Consider the following 19,275-nt stretch of genomic DNA (forward strand, 5'->3'; position numbering starts at 1 on the left):
TCAATCATCCTCCCCACTTTATCAATTTTCTAACATTATAACATATTTATCCTTATTGTAAAATTACACTTTTTGTTCATTTTATCTCGGTCTCCGATACATTAAGGCACGTTCACTATCACTAGTGCCACGTGTGGTTGGATCGACAATGACCCCCATTAACACAAAAATGGATAAGACTGTATTTAAAATAGATGATATTTGCTCACTCATCACACCTGTAAAATCATAGCCAAAAATTGCAGCCACTTGTTGTGCGAGTAAGAACAACAATGAAAATAGCCCTAGTAGAAATGGAATATGTTGAAGACGAACCTTCCAATTAATTCTCATAAAAGCTCACCTCCCCCCCTCTTGCCACAGTATATGCATAGTGGTTATGTGACACATATGCAAAAATGGAACTCTTGCCAAGTTACTAGGATTTTTTGATAATATTTTGTGATGCAATCTATTTTCAAATATAGAAAGTGAAGGAATTTTTTTCATGAATAACATGTTCATATATTTAGTTTACTTAGAGCCCTCTCAAGAATGAGAAGGTTTTTTTCATGTAAAAATTTTTGTACATTTTTTTACCAAATCATTGACAATGGATGCCATAAGTTATATGGTTAGTTACACAAGTAATTAACCAACTAACAAGTGAGGTGGATTGTGATTCATTCTTTAAATAACGAAAAGCCCATTTTCCAACAAATACGTGAAAGAATAGAAGATGCCATTCTAGATGGACAGCTACAGCCTGAAGATCGCATTCCATCTACAAATGAGTTTGCAAAAGAATACCAGATTAATCCTGCAACTGCTGGGAAAGGCGTGAATGAATTAGTGGATAAGGGCGTCATTTATAAAAAGAGAGGTGTCGGTATGTTTGTACATGCAGACGCCAAAAATATTTTAATTACTGAGCGTAAAGAAAGCTTTTTCCAGCAACATATTGAACCATTGAAAAAGGAAGCAAGACGTCTAGGCATTTCAGATGAAGAGTTACAAAAATTGATACTAGGGGGATCATGAATGAAAATTAATGTGAGCAATGTCACGAAATCCTATAAACATAAAGCAGCTTTGAAAAATATCTCTTTCACCATGGAGGGACCAAAGATTATTGGCCTTTTAGGTCACAATGGAGCTGGTAAAACAACTTTTTTAAATTTATTATCAGGCCTCATCTCTACAACAAGCGGAGAAATTTTAGTTAACGGAGAAAATGTCTTCAATGCCCCTTCCACATTACGTGATATTTGCTTTGTCGCTGAAAGTGGCAACTTTCAAGAAGAAATGACCATTGCCCAAACATTAAAGGCCAATCACTTCTTTTATCCAAAATGGGATGAAGAGCTAGCTCAAGAACTGCTACAAGTATTTGCCCTGAATCCAAAAGATAAAGTGCGTAATCTTTCAAAAGGGATGGTCTCTGCACTTGGAATTATTACAGGCTTTGCGAGTTGTACAGCTATAACTATATTTGATGAACCTTATATCGGTTTAGATGTAGCAGCGCGTAATATGTTTTATGATTTGTTAATTGAGCAGCAAACAGAAAATCCGCGATTATTTATTCTATCTACACATTTAATCGATGAGGCAAGCGAGCTATTTGAGGAAATTTTCATTCTACATGAGGGCGAACTTTTGCTCCAAAAGACCACTGATGAATGGCGAGAGCATATTGTGGCTGTAAAAGGCAATGCCTCAGATGTTGAGAGAGCAATTGGGGATTTACAAGTAATCTATCAACATACATTTATGCAAGAGATGACAGCTATTGTCTTCGCAAATGGTCAATCCATTGAAGATCAGAACATTACGCTTGAATCTGTCTCTCTTCAAGATATGCTCGTCTATTTAAGTAAACAGAAAGTGAGGCCGGGGCGATGAACACGATGAAAGGCAGTTTTTATATCTTATTTCAAAGCTATAAGAAGCAAAATATTATTTTTTGGAGCATTTTATTTTCTATCGTGCTTTTGTCATTTTTCTTAGATGCATTTTTCGGTCAATATGTATCATTTGCTATGACTATTTCAATTCCTGTTTATATTTTTTACAGTATGATGGCAACAAAACTTCTCAATAAAACCTTACCCTATTTTTTAAAGCTAGGATTAAGTCGTCAGCAATATATGTTGTATGTCGGGCTATTTTTTATCAGCTGGAGTCTGGTCGGTGCCTTGATTATTGCCTGTGCTCATCAAATCATTTCTTATGTTTCTACCCTATTCAAAATCAAAGATATTATTATCATCCACCCTATCTTATTTTTTGATATTACCCATTCATTTTTACAAACAGTAGTATTGGATACGGTCTTGCTTTTATTTTGTCTAAGTTCTGGCCTTCTCCTTAACGTTGTTTTTTATCGTTTAGGCATACTAGGAGGCTATAGCTTAATTGGTTTCCTTGCATTAATACCTATATTAATGGTGATCTTTGAATGGTATTCTCCGTTGTATAAACTATTAGCCAATTCATCTATATTAGCGATTTTAGGGAGCATGTTTGTTTTTAGTATTTTCCTCTATCTAGTTATTTCAGCGAGTATGCGAAAGGTTTCTGTAAATCCTGTATAAATAGAATAGGAGGAAGATAATAACATGAACCCAAAAATGTTGATAAAAATAATTGGTTTAGAGTCTCTACTCATATTTTTCTATGTTTTAAATGGTGCCTTTGTTTCTATCAAACAACCTTTAAGCCCTTTTCTACAGTTTGCGCTGTTAATCCCATTTGCATTAGGGCTCTTCATGTATATAGCGGCGAAAAAGAAATGGAGAGTATATTTCTTTTATCCTATTAAAAAGAATCATTTCTTCATCACCTTACCACTTCTTCTTATTTTAGGTATCATCTTAGTAAGCACAAAAGGATTGAATATGACATCTATTAGTGATTTAATTGTCATGTTTATCATGCAAATTTTCATAGTAGCGTTTATTGAGGAGTCTGTATTTAGAGGCATTATGCTACGCATGCTATTAGCAAAAGGGGCTTTTTCTGCTGTCTGGATTTCTAGTATATTGTTTGGCGTCACACATGCGTTACAATTACTAGGTGGCCAATCTGTAGAAGATACGATTCTTCAAATCATCTATGCTCTTTTAGTTGGCCTTGTTCTAGCTTTACTTGTATTGGAAGGTCAATCAATTATCGTAACAATTATTTTCCATGGACTGAATAATTTCTTCAACATTATGGGAAATACGGAAGGCTCCATGTTAAGTGCCTATCTTATCATTTTTGTACTCTTTATCTACATGCTTACGTTATGGAGACGTCTAAAGAAAATCGATCACAATCTGTTTATGAAAAATGCCAAGTCCATTTAAGACTTGGCATTTTAGTTAGAAGAGTAGATGACCAACCAATGCTGCAATTGGAAGAGAAATAAGCGTACGTAGTATAAATAAGACGACTAAATCCAAAAATTTCAATGGAATTTTTGTACCTAAAATAAGTCCACCTACCTCAGACATATAGATCAGCTGTGACACAGAAACAACAGCAATAACAAATCTAGTAACTTCCGATTCAATCCCTGCACCTAAAATAGAGGGTAGAAACATATCGGCAAAGCCTACGACCATTGTTTGCGCTGCTTCAGCCGCTTCAGGCAAGCCAAGGACGGTTAAAATTGGTTCAAACGGTTTTCCTAAAATCGCAAAAATACTTGTAAATTCAGCAAGCATTAAGGCAATTGTCCCAAAAGCCATAACGATAGGGGCCACACCTACCCATAAATCAATTACATTTCTAGAGCCATCTTTGAAAAATTGTCGAGGATCACGATTTGCATGTGCAACAGCAAGTGCATTTTCTAAACCATGTGAAACAGAATTATAGCCCTCTGGTAATTTCTCACGTGAATAATCCACTGGTGTCCCATCTATATATGTATCCTCCTTTTTCGCAAGTGGATAGATTCGAGGCATAATAATGGCTAATACAATTCCACAAAGTACTACTGTCAAATAATAAGGAATAAAATAGCGTGCCAAATGTACAGTATCCAATACAACGATACAGAATGTGATGGACACTACTGAGAAACTTGTGGCAATAATCGCAGCTTCTTTTTTTGTGTAGTTCCCCATCTCATATTGTTTACTGGTCATTAACACACCTATTGTGCCATCACCTACCCATGACGTAAGAGCATCGATTGAAGAACGCCCTGGACTTTTAAACAGTGGCCGCATAATTTTCACCATCATTGTCCCGAAAAATTCAAGTAAACCGAAGTTTGTTAAAAATGGTAAAAGGAAACCTGCAAACAAAAAAATGGTAAATAAAAACGTCACGAGTCCCTCATTTGGATCCATGAGGAGTCCACCCGTATTTTCATTATTGATGGCAGAAGGTCCAAAATTGAAGACCACCATTGAAGCAAAGGCTAAACCGATAATACGAGTAATTGTCCAAAACCAATTAACATAAAACAATGTATCCAACATACTAGGTTCTTTAGCATTTTTACGAGGGATAAATTTCGCTATCAGTGCACCAATTGCAGAGATGGCAAACATTCCAATTGTAAAATAGCTAATGATCGGGGCCACAATCCCCGCTAAAACATTGGCTAATATGGCAATGGGTACTTTCCAGCCCTCTTCCGTTAAAATGGGGGTCATAAATAGAAAGACACCAATTAAAGACGGAATAATGAAGTAAAAATATGTAGCAACAGAATACTTTTTCATTTTTTTATAAAACCTCATCTCTTTTAATCTCAATAATTTATGTATTTTGCATAACAACAATTAAAATAGTGTTTATAAGAAACATTTATTTATCAATTGTTGAACTACTATATAAGCAAAAATATGTTGTTTTCATTCAATATCTCATCCCTCCTTCTGCTATAGAACGATTTTAAAAGCTTTGAAGTATTAAGCATTAAACAGAAAAACACTCAAATTATTCATGTTTTTATAACATAAACGTGATATAAAACTATTGTAAACGCTACAACGCAATTGGTTCAACCTCACAATATTCAGAATATTTATACATTCATAAAATAAAAGCCTAACTTCTTAATTAGAAATTAGACTCCTTTGAATTAGCTAGTAATTCTATGATGCATCAGTGATTTTTTAATTGTTTTATTGGACCTTTCGTAACTTCAGTCAGTTTTGAATTGATAGCAAAGATTTTTGCGTTGATAGTAGTGATTCCAAATTCAGCTAGCCTTTTTGAATGCATTGCTATATATTGTTCAGCTGTGCGTTTCGATTCAAATAGATAGATGCCGCCCGCTTCGTTTGTTTCAGGGCTCTCTGTCCAAATTTTCCACAAAAGTCCTTCCTCTTCATAAATACTTTTTGCTAAGTCAGAAAACGCTTCTGCCATCACATCACCAAATGGTCCATCCAATTTAAAATCTACTTGTAATACGTATGTCATTGGCATTCTCCTCATTATTTAGTAGTAATATAACATTCACCAAGTATTTCCTTCATTTCATATTGATCTGATGAAAGCTCTTTTTTCACATAAGATATAACCTCTGACTTTTCCAAATCATACATGACTTCAATTTCTTTCGAAAATAGAAGCTTTTCTTTTTCAAGCAAGCTTAAAAGAGATGGCTGTTGTTTTGGTTGCAGCTCTTCAAAATTGAGAACCTGTTTTAGTCCTTCCACATAGTTTACAAATGGACGCCCACCAACAATTTTCAACCCTTTATTATCTTCATTCATCATAATAATAGTTGGAAATCCTCTTACGCCTAGATTTCTTGCAAGGTCAAAATCTTCATTTAATAACTGTTGCCCGCTTGTTTGTTCTGATTCGTTTACAATAGCCGCTCCATCAAGCCCCAGTCTATTTACAATGTCAATCATAACGGATGTATCTGCAATATTTTGATTAAATACGAATAGCGCTTCTCTTGCTCTGCGCAAATATTCAAATGCTATAGCATCATGCTGATTTTTTTGAATCACTTTAAAAACTCGAGATGGTGGATAGGATGATTGCACTGGATTGTTCATCATCACTGTTCCATCTATTGGCATGCGATAATATTCTCCAACTTCTCTCCAGTGTCCTACAACGTCGGCAGGTCCAGATATTCCATTAGCAGGGTCTACTGGACCATCACCCCATTTTTCTAGTAATCCTCCCATAATCGTATGAAAGTTAAAATAGTGTCCGTACTGCTCGATAAAACGTCGAAGAACGGGTTCAAGTGCCCAACAATGAGAACATATTGGATCAGTTACATAGTATACTTCAATGGATTTCTTTGGTTGATTAAAATCAATTATCCCCAATTCCTCCTCGCCAGCTACTCCACATACACCTGTCTCTAAATCACAAACCATTGGATGATTCTTCAATTGACTATCCCCTTTTCTTACTTTCATTAAATATAAATATATAACTCTCTTATTTGCCTTACAGTTGTATTTTATTCATAATAAAATCATCAATAAACCAATAATCTATTTGAATTGTTGTTTATACAACACTTTGAAGAATTTGTTTAAAAAGGAGTGTAAGTAATGACCTCATCTAAGACAGATCTTCGTGTTATACGGACTCGTAAATTAATCATGGATTCTTTCATTACACTTTCTAGTAAAAAAGAGTTCAAGGATATAACGGTTAAGGATATTACGACAGAGGCCATGATTAATCGTGCGACTTTTTATTATCACTTTGAAGATATATATGATCTGTTAGAGAAGGTCCTATCAGAAGTATTATTAATTAATTTGAATGATGACTTTCTACAGCATAACGAACTTAATGAAGGAGCTTTCATTATTCTCTTTAAAGCGATAACTAATTTTCAAAAGTCATTGTCTAATCGTTGTCATAGAGGCTATGAAGAGACAATTGCTCGCATTATTAGAGAGCAGCTTGAAATTATCTTTTACAAAATGTTATTGAAACAAAATGTAACGACAGAGAACGAAGCGCTAAAAATGACTGCTGTAATATTAAGCTGGGGAATCTATGGAGCTTCTATAGAATGGAGAACTAGCAATCAGGAGATACAGCCCGAAGAATTTATCAAACCTGCAATTCCTTATTTAATGGCAGGTATTGATGGTCAAAAATAAAAGTGAGTAAACACTTATGAAATGCTATAAGTGTTTACTCACTTTTGGTGGTTTAGAGATTTTGTTGTTATGATTATCTTTTTATTTTTGGACAGGAGATACAATAATCATTTGCTTCATCAGAGGTATGATAATAGAAACAACATGTTTTTCTCAAGCGTACAAGTTGCTCCGATTCCATAATTGTCACTTTAGGACCACAATAGTCCGTCAAAGGATTTTTTCTCTCTCCAAAAATGGAGCCTGGTGCTAGGTTTACAATATAGTGATAATCCTCTTGTATACGAGCCTTTTCTTGCTCACTGGCTCCTTCCCCTATTTTCGTTTCATAGAGCCAATTCACATAAATAGCTGTGTTTTCCCATAAGATTGTTTTTGGAATTTTACTTATTTTCGCTAATGACTGCCAAACCTTCGCTAAATTATTTGCAAAGATTTCTCTAAGAACCTCATCACGCCATTTTTCACGGTCTTCTGTAGGTATTGACACTGTGCGATCGATTAGCCGAATAGTAGGAAGCCAAGGTTTTGAAGATTCCGCTTCTACCCACATATTTTCAATTCTGCAATGTAGTCCTTTATCGTATCTGGACATAGCATAGAAGGCTGAAGCTATCGTTAAAACGCTATAGCGCTTCGCAAACAACGATGCCGTAACTAGGATAGAAGGCGATTGAAAGAAATGGGCAATTTTTTGTAAATAATCTAGAGCTTGTTCATTGTCCAATAAATTTTTGGCATATAAAGAGTATGTAGCATCTACTGCAGGCTCTATCGACAATCGATACTCTCTTAGTAACACGGATGTTTCTTCAGCTGACAGTGATAGGCTCAACAGATCCCTACCTCCTCTAATTCCACTGTTTGAACTGTTCGCCCCTTGCCATGTGGCACACATAAAGGTGTCCCAAAGAGCGGATCTTTAATAATGGTACAATCCATACGAAAAACAGCCTGGACCATCTCTGCTGTCACCACTTCCTCTGGCTTGCCTTGGGCATAAACCTGTTTATTACGTACCGCCACAATATGATGGGCATAGCGACAGGCTAAGTTTAAATCGTGTAATACCATAACGACGGTACGCCCTTCCTTGTCATTTAAATCAAATAGTAAATCTAAAATTTCTACTTGATGAGCCATATCTAAATAAGTTGTAGGTTCATCTAGTAAAATAAGATCTGTTTTTTGCGCTAATGTCATAGCAATCCATACACGTTGCCGCTGACCACCTGATAATGCATCTACTGGACGATCTGCAAATTCAGTCATCTGCGTTACTGCAAGCGCATTGTTTACAATTTTTTCATCCTCCGTAGACCATTGCTTTAACCAACTTTGGTGTGGATAACGACCTTGCTTAATCAATTGCTGAACAGTTAATCCTTCTGGTGCAACAGGGCCCTGCGGTAGAATAGCTAAACGTTTCGCTACCTCTTTCGTTGAAATGGCATCTAGTTTATTCTCATCTAAAAAAATTTCACCCGACTTCGCTTTTTGTAATCGTGCAAATGTCCGAAGTAGTGTAGATTTTCCACAACCATTGGCCCCAACTAGTACTGTAATTTTTCCTTTTGGTATTTGAAGATTCAAATCCTCTAAAATAAGATTTTCTCCATAGCTTACATGTAAATTTTGTGCTTCTAAGACATGTTTCAAATTCCTGTCACCTTCTTCTCCCGCTTTTAACTTTTTTATCATGAAGCTTTATTGATTGCGCGTTCTAAATAATAAATAAATAAAGAATGGTGCGCCAATTGCAGCAGTAAAGACTCCTGTAGGTAAGTCCTTTGGTAAAAAGGCTGTGCGTGCCACCATATCAGCCACAATGACAATGATTCCACCTATAATAGCTGTCACAGGAATTAATCCTGCAAAGGAACGCCCAACAAGCATTCTGCTCATATGAGGAGCCACTAATCCAACAAAGGCAATGCCACCAGCAAAAGCTACTGCAGAACCAGCTAGCATGACACTAATGAGTAGAAAAAGTAAACGATACACTTGTACTTTTACTCCCAGCCCTATCGCTATTTCATCGCCTAATTCCTTCACATTCACCGTTCTTGCTAAAATAAATGTTAGTGGCATTAAAATGACTAGCCACGGTAATAGCAAATAGACATCCTGCATATTGGCCCCATACAAACTACCTGTCAGCCATAAATAGGCTTTCGTTGTAGCGGCTACATTACTGATTACAAGCAGCATCGTCACAACCGCCTTTGCTAAAGCTGAGATACCAATTCCAATTAGTACCATTCGAATTGGTGTGACTCCTTTTCTCCATGATAGTAGGTAAATGATGAAGGAGACAATACCAGCACCTAATATAGCAGCTAACGGTAAAAATTGAATACTGACTGATCCCATAAAGTACACGATAAAAATAATTGCCCCCATCGATGCTCCGCTCGTTATACCAATAATATCAGGCGCAGCAAGAGGATTACGGATAATTCCTTGTAAAATTAAACCAGCAACTCCCAGCGCAGCACCAACTAATAAGGCCATCAACACACGCGGGAGCCTTAATGTATGTAAGACAAAATCGTAATCTCCATTGCCATAGCCTAATAATTCTTTCACCACTGTGACAGGATGGATAAACTCGCTCCCCGCAGATAAACCAAGAACCGTAATGAGGATTAATAATAAGCTTAAAAGTAGTAGAATCCAAGCCGTTCTTTTAGCAATTTGAAAAGATATACGATTAGTTTTCGTTCGAACCGACACATAATTAGGCATTTTTTGCCAACCCCTTTCGTGCAATATAAATGAAGAAAGGAGCTCCGATTAAGGCAGTCATGACACCAATCGGCATTTCCAATGGCATAATCACATATCTTGCCGCAATATCAGCCGACAGTAGCAATATTGCTCCCAATACGGCACTGTAGGGAATAATCCAGCGATAATCTGTGCCAACAAGTTGGATCGCCATATGAGGGACAATCAAGCCAATAAAGCCTATTGAACCTGCAACAGCTACTGAACTGCCTGCCAGTATGATAATAATTATGCCTAGTGTGATTTTCGTGAGCATTGTTCGTTGTCCTAATCCTTTGGCAATATCATCTCCTGATTGTAAAATATTGATTGAACGCCCCATAAATATTGCCACAACTGTCACTCCTAAAATAAACGGTAGGACAGGCACGAGCATTTCAATACTACGCCCCGACACAGAACCCGCTAACCAAAACAGGACACTTTGTAAACCTTGTTCATCGATGACTAAAAGCCCCTGCGTAAACGAGACAAAAAGAGCTGTAATCGCTGCACCAGCTAATACTATTTTTATCGGTGTTAACCCATCTCTTCCTAATGAGCCTAGGAAAAAAACCATCGCCCCCGCTGCACCTGCCCCTAAAAAGGCAATCCACATATAGCTCATTAAAGATTGAACGGAAAAAAGAGTAATAGCACTGACAATAAAAAATATGGCCCCTGCATTAATACCTAAAATATCAGGAGCTGCTAAAGGATTTCTTGTTAATGCTCGCATTAATGCGCCCGCAATGGCAAGGCTTGCGCCAACTACTGTAGCGATCACAGCTCTTGTAAATCTAGATGTTCGAATAATGACATGCTCCTTGTCAGCAGCATCAAAATGAAAAATAGCATCATAGATTGACGAAAAAGGTATGGATGTTTGACCAATAGCTATGCTGAATATAAATGCCAGCAAAAGAATCAAACAGCTGATGAATAAACCTATTTGTTTCATCGGTGTACTGGAAAGAATAATTCTCATGTTATGCCAACTTTCTTGATCCACGATTTAGCTTATGTAGGTTTCAATTATGCTCAAACACTACAATGAGAGGGCTGTTATTCAAGTATTCTCTAACACTTTTAACAGCCCATCCTTCATTCACTATTTTTCTAATTCAAACTTGTCATAAATATCATCTAGCATTAAATTAGCACTAGTAATACCACCTGCTAGATTCCAATTAATTTCATCTACCTGATAAACTTGATTCGCTTTCACTGCGTCAAGCTCTTTCCAAAGTGGATGGTTTGTCCAATCTTCATAAGTTTTTTTCACTGTCTCATCATTTTCCATAAACATATAAATAACATCAGCATTCATTTGTGTGATGCTTTCCTTGTCAGTTAGCTTCACAATTTCTAAAGAATCATCTGTTAAATTTTTAGGACCTTGGAATCCAAGCTCAGATAAAATAGAACCCGCATAACCTGTCACATAAATACGAGCATGGTCTGCTCTGAAGTTGACAACAGAGACATGGAATGGCCATTTATCGCCAAGCTTCTCTTTGATTTTTGCTTGGAAATCAGCTACTCGTGTATCCCAATCGCCAAGTAATTCATTCACCTTATCTTCTTGATTCATTGCTTGACCCATCATTTCAGCTGTTCCTTTGAAATCGAAAACCGTTTCATGAGCAACTGTTGGTGCAATCTGCGATAACTGATCATAAATTTCTTCATGACGTACTTTAGAAGCAATAATTAAATCTGGTTTAAGCTTTGCAATTTCTTCAAGGTTTGGTTGTGTTTCTTGTCCTACAATTGCAACGCCATCAAGCTCATTCTTCATATAATTATAAACAGGCGCTTCTGCCCAAGATTCTACTACCCCAACTGGTTTAATGCCCATAGCAACTGCAACATCTGTTGCGCCTTGATATAGTGTAACGATTTTTGTAGGTGTGCCTTCAATCGTTGTAGTACCCATTGCATGTGTAATCTCACGACTAGAAGATTCTGATTCAGTGTTGCTTTCTTCTGCTTTGTCGTTCTCTTGTGAACTACTGGAGTTCGATGTTTTCTCCCCACACCCAACTAATAATAACGCGAAGGTTAATAGTAGTGTGAAAAGTACAAAAAAGTTCTTTTTTTGCAGTGATAATTTTGGCATACATTTCCTCCTAAGAAATAATCGACAACGATAATCATTATCAATTAAAGAGTATACTGTACGATTGTTTTATTGACAATATCTATTTTTTCAAAAAACATACTTTTTTAATAAAAATTTATTTTACATTATGACGCTAGGAAGAACATTATTTGAAAAACCTATTCATCGTGTTGAAAACCAAGCATTTGGATGGTTGTTAGACTCATTATCTTCACTTTGAAAATATGTGCTATTTTGTTCACTACTGTTAGAAATGAAAGAAGTTTTGCAGCATGATCGAGGGGGAGGAACATCGCCCTTTGGAAAGGACGATGATGGAACGGAAAACGCCTCGCCCCGCGAAATTGCTTTTCCTGCCGTTGACATCATCATTTTCAACAATATGTCATGCTTTCATTTCACTCAAAGACGTAGGCAAATTGATTATAGATTTTCTACTATTTTAGTTACTTGTTAGATTTACCTATGCATTAATAGGCAAATAAATAGACCCTATCGACGTATATCTCATATCTTAATAATGAACTACAACTTATCAAAACAGGAGGTAATAACATGTTTCAACGAAGACGCCATCCGGCAAAAGGTCCACACTGCTGTCCGCCACAAATGATGCCCATGCAATATGATCCACCACAATTTTTACCACCAGAGCAATATGTACGCACAAATTATATCCATACAGTTGTTCCACACGTACAACCTGCACATGTTACAACAGTGAACAAACATATGATTGATCATCAGTATTATTTCCCATGCACAGAATCTGTCGTGAATGAATGCTGTGAAACACATACAATGTGCGGTATGCCACCTAACCCTTGCCATATGCCACACCATCATAAACATATGCGCTAATACTAAAATAACGATGGGGTTGTCATATGACCCCATCGTTCCTAATATGTTCAGAAAAAAACCGAGTACCCTTTATCAGGCACTCGGTATCTTTATGATTAATACATTTTTAAATATTGATCGCGTTCCCATTGATGAACAGTTGTACGGTACATATCGAACTCGATTTCTTTTGCTTCTTTAAAGTTTGCATAAATATGCTCACCTAATGCTTCCTGTGCTACTTGATCTTTAGCAAGTAATGTTAGTGCATCATCAAGTGCTGCAGGTAGGTTTTCAATACCATTTGCTTGACGCTCTTCTTCCGACATCACATAGATGTTGCGGTTAATAGCAGCAGGTGGTGTTAGGCTTTGACGAATACCTTCAAGACCTGCTTCTAAAATAACAGCCATCGCTAAATATGGGTTTGCAGAAGGGTCTACAGAGCGTACTTCAACACGAGTTGAAAGGCCACGTGCAGATGGAATACGAATTAATGGTGAACGGTTTTGTGCAGACCATGCTACATAACATGGTGCTTCATAACCTGGTACTAGACGTTTATAAGAGTTAACTGTTGGGTTTGTTACAGCTGTGAAACCTTGTACGTGTGCAAGAACACCCGCCATGAATTGCATAGCTGTTTCAGAAAGACCTAATTCTGTAGATTCATCATAGAACGCATTTTCTTTGCCTTTAAATAGTGACACGTTAAAGTGCATACCAGAGCCCGCTTCACCAAATAGTGGTTTTGGCATAAATGTAGCGTGTAAGCCATGTTTACGAGCGATTGTTTTAACCACTAATTTGAATGTTTGGATGTTATCACACGCAGTAACAGCATCCGCATATTTAAAGTCGATTTCGTGTTGTCCTGGAGCTACCTCATGGTGTGATGCTTCAATTTCAAAGCCCATTTCTTCTAGCTCTAACACGATATCACGACGGCAATTTTCACCAAGGTCTGTTGGCGCTAAATCGAAATAACCACCATGGTCATTTACTTCTAATGTTGGTTCGCCTTTTGCATCTAATTTGAATAAGAAGAATTCTGGCTCAGGCCCTAAATTGAAGCTTGAGAAGCCCATTTCTTCCATTTTTTTAAGAATTCGTTTTAGGTTGTTACGTGGGTCACCAGCAAACGGTTCGCCTTTCGCAGTGTATACATCACAGATAAAACGTGCTACTTTCCCTTTTTCAGAAGTCCAAGGGAATACTACGAAAGTATCAAGATCAGGATATAAATACATATCAGATTCTTCGATTCGAACGAAACCTTCAATAGATGAGCCATCAAACATCATTTTATTTTCCAGTGCTTTGTCTAATTGACTTACAGGAATCTCAACATTTTTGATAGTGCCAAGAATATCTGTAAATTGTAAACGAATAAAGCTTACGTTTTTTTCTTCGATGAGACGTTTAATGTCCTCTTTTGTGTATTTACCCACAGTTTTCCACACTCCTATAATTTGTCTAGCTTTTATGTTTACCCTACCCTATTTATTAATAGAATCGAGATAAATCCCCTCTTCGGATGGACGATTTTTGCATGCGCTGTGCTTGACGCATTTCTTCGCGCATAATTTGGCGTAATTCTGAATCACTTAAATCTTGCTCATCAGTTGTTGCAACAGGATTTTTCTTTTTAGCAAATATTTTTTTAATCTTCGCCATATTCATACCCTGTTCTAAGTAATCTTTAACCTCAAGCAATGTGTCGACGTCATTTAGTGAAAACATACGTCGATTGCCTTCTGTTCGGTGCGGCTCAATTAAATGGTGTTCTTCATAATAACGAATTTGTCTTGCCGAAAGCTCTGTTAATTGCATCACGATACTCATCGATAATAACGGCATAGTTCGTCTAATTTCACGACTCATTTAAGTCCTCCTCCAATACCCGCTTATCATATAACGAAATTTTTTTACTGTCAACCAACCATGTAAGGTTATCTAACATGGTTGGCACTATTTTTTTCAATTCGATTAAAAATTGTAAAAAACTATTCATATTTAGGCTTTATCTATTGTCTTGTTATGCTTTTTGAATGGCTTGAACCGCACTGCAAATAGCAAATTTAACGTGTTCATATGTTAGTCCCCCCTGGATAAATGCTGTATATGGAGGTCGTATTGGGCCATCCGCTGTTAGCTCAATGCTGGACCCCTGAATAAATGTTCCAGCTGCCATAATGACATCATCTTCATAGCCTGGCATATAGGCTGGTTCAGGAGCATAATGGGCATTTATCGGTGAGTTCGCTTGTATTTCACGACAAAAATCAATCATTTGCTGAGCCGTTTGGAACGATACTGATTGAATTAAATCTGTACGCTTCGCGTGATAGCTCGGAGAAGTGCTCATGCCGATTTCCTCAAGCATTGCAGCTGTAAATATCGCCCCTTTTAGTGCTTGCGATACAACATGTGGTGCTAGGAAAAACCCTTGATAAAAATCACCTAGTGTATTTAATGTGGCCCCCGCTTCTGCTCCAATACCTGGAGATGTCATACGATAGGCACATTTCTCCACTAAATCTGCGCGTCCAGCAATATAGCCACCAATTTTAGCCAAGCCTCCACCTGGATTTTTAATGAGCGATCCTGCCATTAAGTCAGCCCCGACCTCTGTAGGTTCCTGCGCCTCTACAAACTCGCCATAGCAGTTATCTACAAAAATAATAGCTTTCGGAGCTAATTTACGTACCTTTACACACATTTCTGCAATTTCTTCAATTGTAAAGGATGGACGTGTTGCGTAGCCTTTTGAACGCTGAATCGCAATCATTTTGGTTTGTGCTGTAATGGCCTCTTCAACACCTGCCCAATCAATGACCTGATTATCTAGTAAATCCACATGTCGATAACTGATTTTATAATCTTTCAGTGAACCTGTATCTTTATCACCACCATCGACAATGGATTGCAATGTATCATATGGCTGACCCGAAATATAAAGTAGCTCATCACCAGGACGCAAAACACCGAATAGACTAAGCGTGATTGCATGTGTGCCTGAAATAATTTGCGGTCGGACTATGGCTGCCTCTGCACCAAATACTTCCGCATAAACACGCTCTAGATTATCCCGCCCCTCATCATCATAGCCATAGCCGTTTGATGGGTGTAAATGATAATCACTTACTTGATGCTTTCTGAAAGCTGCTAGCACCTTCTGCTGATTGTAGAACGCCATTTCTTCTACCTTGGCATGATAAGGCCGAACTTGCTCCTCTACTTTTGCCGCTAACGATAGCGTTTCTGTTGATAAATTTGATGTAAACGTCATTCTTTCTTCTCCATTTCACAATGTCTCGCATTTCAATCAGTAAGATTTATTGACTATCTAAATTGACTTCAATCACTCTAGAATTCCCTAAACAACTACTGGTATATAAACGCTTTTGACGAATGTTTTTCTTTATTTTAATCACATTTTATCAATTTGTATGTGCACCTGTAAAACTTGCCTATTGTTTCTAAGAGGATTTTACGCTAAGCTAATGTGCGGACTCATTTCAAGATGCGTATTTAATGACCGATTTTGGCTATTAAATTCATAGATTCTGTTACGTAAAAAGTCTTTTAACTTTTAATAAAGTTTATTTATTGATAGAAGGGGTGAAAGGGATGGCTTGGGAGGTTTTTAGTATTATAGGAACAATTGCCTTTGCTATTTCTGGGGCAATTATTGCCATGGAAGAAGAATACGATTTATTCGGTGTATATATACTTGGTATTGTGACTGCTTTTGGTGGAGGAGCTATCCGAAATTTACTCATTGGACTACCTGTCACAACACTTTGGGGACAGGATATGATGTTTCAAATAGCGCTTGCTGCGATTACGATATTCTTTATTTTTCCGCATCATCTGATTCAACATTGGCATCGTTGGGGTAACTTCACAGATGCGATTGGCTTATCAGCATTCGCTATTCAAGGCGCACTCTATGCTGTTAAGCTTGATATGCCAGTAAGCGCAGTTATTGTAGCTGCTGTTTTGACAGGTTCAGGTGGGGGTATTGTACGAGATTTATTAGCTAGAAGAAAACCATTAGTTCTCCGTGATGAAGTTTATGGTGTTTGGGCAGCTCTTGCTGGACTGCTAATCGGATTCGAGGTTTTTACAGGGGACATTTTCCTTTATATTTTATTCGCAGTGATTACAGCTTTACGTATTCTTTCCTATATGATGAAGTGGCGCTTGCCATTACGAAAATTAAATCGTGCATAAATATCATTCAGCCAATGACCAAAAATTAAGTCATTGGCTGTTTTATTGTTTTTATCTTTTTAACAACTGCATTGATTCTTCTAAAGTCACCATGTTTTTCATCATCGAGCAAGCTGCATCTAAAATAGGAAAGGCTAAGGCTGCTCCAGAACCTTCGCCTAAACGCATATTCATGTGCAACATTGGTTCAATGCCTAGTAAGGCAGCGGCAATTTTTGCCCCTGGTTCCTCTGAAGCATGGGAAGGAATGATATAATCGATTACTTTTGGTTCGAGCTTATAAGCAATGAGGGAGGCTATAGTCGAAATAAATCCATCAATGACAACAGGTTTACGATGGGCAGCAGCGCCAAGAATAATACCTGTCATCGCCCCTATCTCTAACCCTCCAACCTTAGCCAGAACATCAATAACATCATTTGGATTAGGCTTATTTAAGGTAATTGCTTTTTCAATAACTGCCGCTTTATAGGCAATGCCTCCTTGGCCTACTCCTGCACCAAACCCCGTTACTTCGATAGGGTTGCATCCCGTCAAAACAGCTAATATCGCAGCACTTGGTGTTGTATTGCCGATGCCCATTTCTCCAGTCCCAAGTACATCAGCACCTTTTATGATTTCCTCAGTGGCCACACGGATTCCTACTTCTATCGATTGAATGGCTTCTTGTTTGGCCATAGCTGGACCTTGTGCCATGTTATCTGTACCATATTTAATTTTATGAATAATGACACCTGCATCAAGTGGAATATCTTCTTTTACACCCACATCTACTGTGACCACCTTTGCATTGGTAATCCCCGCAATCGCACAAACGCCTGTACCCCCCTTAGGAAAATTTAATGTTTGAAAGACCGTAACATCTTGTGGATTCGTGGTTACACCTTCCTCGCAAACACCATGATCTGCAGCACAGACAATCATCACTTTTTTGTCGACCATCGGATATAATTGTCCTGTTATACCAGAGAGCTGTACGGCAAGTGATTCTAGTTTACCCAAGCTACCTGGGGGCTTACAAAGCGCATCAATCCGCTTTCTAGCTTGCTCCATACTTTTCATATCAGCCCCCTGAATGTTTTGAATCGTGTCTTGTAATAATTGCATGATTATTTCTCCTCTCGTTCTCATTAAGACAAAATAAAAAGTCTGTAGTTTATTGTCATGACAAATAAACTACAGACTTTTCCATCATCTATATCTTCTAAAGCATGTAGGCAGGTCTCCTGGCTCAAGTTCAACACCTCATAGTACCTTCCCAGCAATTTGCTAGTGGCATACACTATGAAATTCCCTTATACAGTGGCGGGTCCGCTAAAGCTTTTCACTTTATTCCCTATTCTCCCTAATGGGCACCTATTGCTTTTATGTAATTATGTTAAATCTACTTTACAACTTTTTTAGTGTCAAGAGGAAAAAATTTTTTGAGTGTTAACTTAGTACATACTGCTATTCACAATAAAAGCTTATCAAGAGCTTGTCACAATAAATGAATCCTTCACTTGATTCCTAGTCTTCCATAATTAGTGCTTTTTAGAATTCTCTATGTCTAACACTCGGCTTGTACAAAAATCCATTACTGAATCAATTGCCATAACAAGTAAACTACAGACTTTTCAATCATCTCTACCTTCCATAGCATATGTTCTGCCAATTCACTGAGTAATGTTGAACATAAAAGTTGAAACCTTAATAATCTGTTCAATGTAAACATAAATTATTTCTATGATTAAAATTAGGGTAAGTATCAATAGTAAAACGATGAAAAGTTAGGAGTAGATACGATGAATGCAAAACAATTAAGAAACGCTATTGCTGAAACCTGTGAAACGCACGATAGCCTCTATGCCAAACTCGTAAAACCGATCAATCAGTTGTTAATCAATATCGACGCTTCGATCAGTGAAGAGACAGCAAATAAAATACTAGAAAATTTAAAGTTATTTCATAGTGGTGATAAATACATTACGGAGTGTCATTTCGAGGAGAGTCAAAATTTCTTGAAAGATGGCATTGAGCTTCTCCAAAAAGGGGATTTGGCGAATGGAGCACTACAAATTTATGGAGCTGGTCTAAACTTTGCTAGTTATGCTTCAAAAGTGCAGGGACAAAAAAATGTTAATATCTACAAAAACTTTGAAGAGAATTTTAATTTTATCATGGATGCCTTGAAAAAATAATCATGAAAAAAGAAAGAGTGTATACTCTTTCTTTTTTCATGAT

The 19,275-nt window shown here is 37.3% G+C and carries 21 protein-coding genes and 1 riboswitch; of the genes, 8 read left to right on the forward strand and 13 right to left on the reverse strand.

Annotated features, from left to right (window positions below; all coding sequences use genetic code 11):
• Window positions 1-81: 81 nt before the first annotated feature.
• Entirely contained in the window at window positions 82-333 is a 252-nt protein-coding gene (locus C7B89_RS09035; RefSeq protein ID WP_115673527.1) for a phage holin, read from the reverse strand.
• 324 nt (window positions 334-657) lie between these two features.
• Between C7B89_RS09035 and C7B89_RS09040 the strand changes: the two genes are divergently transcribed.
• The 4 genes from C7B89_RS09040 to C7B89_RS09055 are packed head-to-tail and all read left to right on the forward strand — an operon-like array spanning window position 658 to window position 3,332.
• A complete protein-coding gene (locus tag C7B89_RS09040) occupies window positions 658-1,020 on the forward strand; it encodes a GntR family transcriptional regulator (protein ID WP_048391366.1) in 363 nt (120 codons plus the stop codon).
• On the forward strand, window positions 1,021-1,884 hold the full coding sequence (locus C7B89_RS09045) for an ABC transporter ATP-binding protein (protein ID WP_048391368.1): 864 nt from the start codon (window positions 1,021-1,023) through the stop codon (window positions 1,882-1,884). It abuts the gene before it with no gap.
• Complete coding sequence (locus C7B89_RS09050; RefSeq protein ID WP_115673528.1) at window positions 1,881-2,576, forward strand: hypothetical protein; 696 nt, start codon at window positions 1,881-1,883, stop codon at window positions 2,574-2,576. The genes C7B89_RS09045 and C7B89_RS09050 overlap by 4 nt, the downstream gene beginning before the upstream one ends.
• A 24-nt stretch (window positions 2,577-2,600) precedes the next feature.
• Window positions 2,601-3,332 carry a CPBP family intramembrane glutamic endopeptidase gene (locus C7B89_RS09055; RefSeq protein ID WP_112117548.1) on the forward strand — a complete coding sequence of 244 codons (732 nt, stop codon included), beginning with the start codon at window positions 2,601-2,603 and terminating at the stop codon, window positions 3,330-3,332.
• A 15-nt stretch (window positions 3,333-3,347) separates the two neighbouring features.
• On the opposite strand, the gene C7B89_RS09060 is transcribed toward C7B89_RS09055, so the two are convergent.
• From C7B89_RS09060 to C7B89_RS09070, 3 genes are all read right to left on the reverse strand, one after another.
• Complete coding sequence (locus C7B89_RS09060) at window positions 3,348-4,703, reverse strand: YjiH family protein (RefSeq protein WP_115673529.1); 1,356 nt, start codon at window positions 4,701-4,703, stop codon at window positions 3,348-3,350.
• Between the two features lie 385 nt (window positions 4,704-5,088).
• Complete coding sequence (locus tag C7B89_RS09065) at window positions 5,089-5,409, reverse strand: monooxygenase (protein ID WP_054550573.1); 321 nt, start codon at window positions 5,407-5,409, stop codon at window positions 5,089-5,091.
• A gap of 14 nt (window positions 5,410-5,423) precedes the next feature.
• Window positions 5,424-6,347: a DsbA family protein gene (locus C7B89_RS09070; protein ID WP_115673530.1), complete on the reverse strand. Its 924-nt coding sequence runs from the start codon at window positions 6,345-6,347 to the stop codon at window positions 5,424-5,426.
• 165 nt (window positions 6,348-6,512) lie between these two features.
• On the opposite strand from C7B89_RS09070, the gene C7B89_RS09075 reads away from it, so the two are divergent.
• Complete coding sequence (locus C7B89_RS09075) at window positions 6,513-7,076, forward strand: TetR/AcrR family transcriptional regulator (protein ID WP_115673531.1); 564 nt, start codon at window positions 6,513-6,515, stop codon at window positions 7,074-7,076.
• Between the two features lie 73 nt (window positions 7,077-7,149).
• Here C7B89_RS09075 and C7B89_RS09080 read toward each other — a convergent pair whose 3' ends face one another.
• The 5 genes from C7B89_RS09080 to C7B89_RS09100 form a co-directional block, all read right to left on the reverse strand.
• Window positions 7,150-7,911 (reverse strand): IucA/IucC family C-terminal-domain containing protein, encoded by a 762-nt coding sequence (locus C7B89_RS09080; RefSeq protein WP_115673532.1) that lies wholly within the window; start codon window positions 7,909-7,911, stop codon window positions 7,150-7,152.
• Window positions 7,908-8,777: an ABC transporter ATP-binding protein gene (locus C7B89_RS09085; protein ID WP_241490017.1), complete on the reverse strand. Its 870-nt coding sequence runs from the start codon at window positions 8,775-8,777 to the stop codon at window positions 7,908-7,910. The genes C7B89_RS09080 and C7B89_RS09085 overlap by 4 nt, the downstream gene beginning before the upstream one ends.
• Window positions 8,778-8,783: 6 nt before the next feature.
• Window positions 8,784-9,824: a FecCD family ABC transporter permease gene (locus tag C7B89_RS09090; RefSeq protein ID WP_115673533.1), complete on the reverse strand. Its 1,041-nt coding sequence runs from the start codon at window positions 9,822-9,824 to the stop codon at window positions 8,784-8,786.
• On the reverse strand, window positions 9,817-10,833 hold the full coding sequence (locus C7B89_RS09095) for a FecCD family ABC transporter permease (RefSeq protein WP_115673534.1): 1,017 nt from the start codon (window positions 10,831-10,833) through the stop codon (window positions 9,817-9,819). The genes C7B89_RS09090 and C7B89_RS09095 overlap by 8 nt, the downstream gene beginning before the upstream one ends.
• A 123-nt stretch (window positions 10,834-10,956) precedes the next feature.
• Window positions 10,957-11,967 carry an ABC transporter substrate-binding protein gene (locus C7B89_RS09100; protein ID WP_115673535.1) on the reverse strand — a complete coding sequence of 337 codons (1,011 nt, stop codon included), beginning with the start codon at window positions 11,965-11,967 and terminating at the stop codon, window positions 10,957-10,959.
• Window positions 11,968-12,525: 558 nt separating this feature from the next.
• On the opposite strand from C7B89_RS09100, the gene C7B89_RS09105 reads away from it, so the two are divergent.
• Entirely contained in the window at window positions 12,526-12,831 is a 306-nt protein-coding gene (locus C7B89_RS09105; RefSeq protein ID WP_016991980.1) for a CotD family spore coat protein, read from the forward strand.
• A 98-nt stretch (window positions 12,832-12,929) separates the two neighbouring features.
• Here C7B89_RS09105 and glnA read toward each other — a convergent pair whose 3' ends face one another.
• The 3 genes from glnA to C7B89_RS09120 all read right to left on the reverse strand — a co-directional run bounded on the left by glnA (window position 12,930) and on the right by C7B89_RS09120 (window position 16,105).
• Window positions 12,930-14,264 (reverse strand): type I glutamate--ammonia ligase, encoded by a 1,335-nt coding sequence (glnA, locus tag C7B89_RS09110; RefSeq protein WP_004225810.1) that lies wholly within the window; start codon window positions 14,262-14,264, stop codon window positions 12,930-12,932.
• A 55-nt stretch (window positions 14,265-14,319) separates the two neighbouring features.
• A complete protein-coding gene (locus C7B89_RS09115; protein ID WP_004225812.1) occupies window positions 14,320-14,697 on the reverse strand; it encodes a MerR family transcriptional regulator in 378 nt (125 codons plus the stop codon).
• Window positions 14,698-14,851: 154 nt separating this feature from the next.
• Window positions 14,852-16,105 (reverse strand): methionine gamma-lyase family protein, encoded by a 1,254-nt coding sequence (locus C7B89_RS09120; protein WP_054550567.1) that lies wholly within the window; start codon window positions 16,103-16,105, stop codon window positions 14,852-14,854.
• Between the two features lie 341 nt (window positions 16,106-16,446).
• On the opposite strand from C7B89_RS09120, the gene C7B89_RS09125 reads away from it, so the two are divergent.
• On the forward strand, window positions 16,447-17,052 hold the full coding sequence (locus C7B89_RS09125; protein ID WP_004225816.1) for a trimeric intracellular cation channel family protein: 606 nt from the start codon (window positions 16,447-16,449) through the stop codon (window positions 17,050-17,052).
• Window positions 17,053-17,103: 51 nt separating this feature from the next.
• On the opposite strand, the gene cobT is transcribed toward C7B89_RS09125, so the two are convergent.
• A complete protein-coding gene (cobT, locus tag C7B89_RS09130; protein WP_115673536.1) occupies window positions 17,104-18,159 on the reverse strand; it encodes a nicotinate-nucleotide--dimethylbenzimidazole phosphoribosyltransferase in 1,056 nt (351 codons plus the stop codon).
• A 92-nt stretch (window positions 18,160-18,251) separates the two neighbouring features.
• Window positions 18,252-18,427: riboswitch (cobalamin riboswitch) on the reverse strand.
• 409 nt (window positions 18,428-18,836) lie between these two features.
• Here cobT and C7B89_RS09135 point away from each other — a divergent pair.
• Window positions 18,837-19,232 (forward strand): hypothetical protein, encoded by a 396-nt coding sequence (locus C7B89_RS09135; protein ID WP_048391393.1) that lies wholly within the window; start codon window positions 18,837-18,839, stop codon window positions 19,230-19,232.
• Window positions 19,233-19,275: the final 43 nt, after the last annotated feature.

This window comes from Lysinibacillus capsici, assembly GCF_003367505.1.
GTDB lineage: Bacteria > Bacillota > Bacilli > Bacillales_A > Planococcaceae > Lysinibacillus > Lysinibacillus capsici.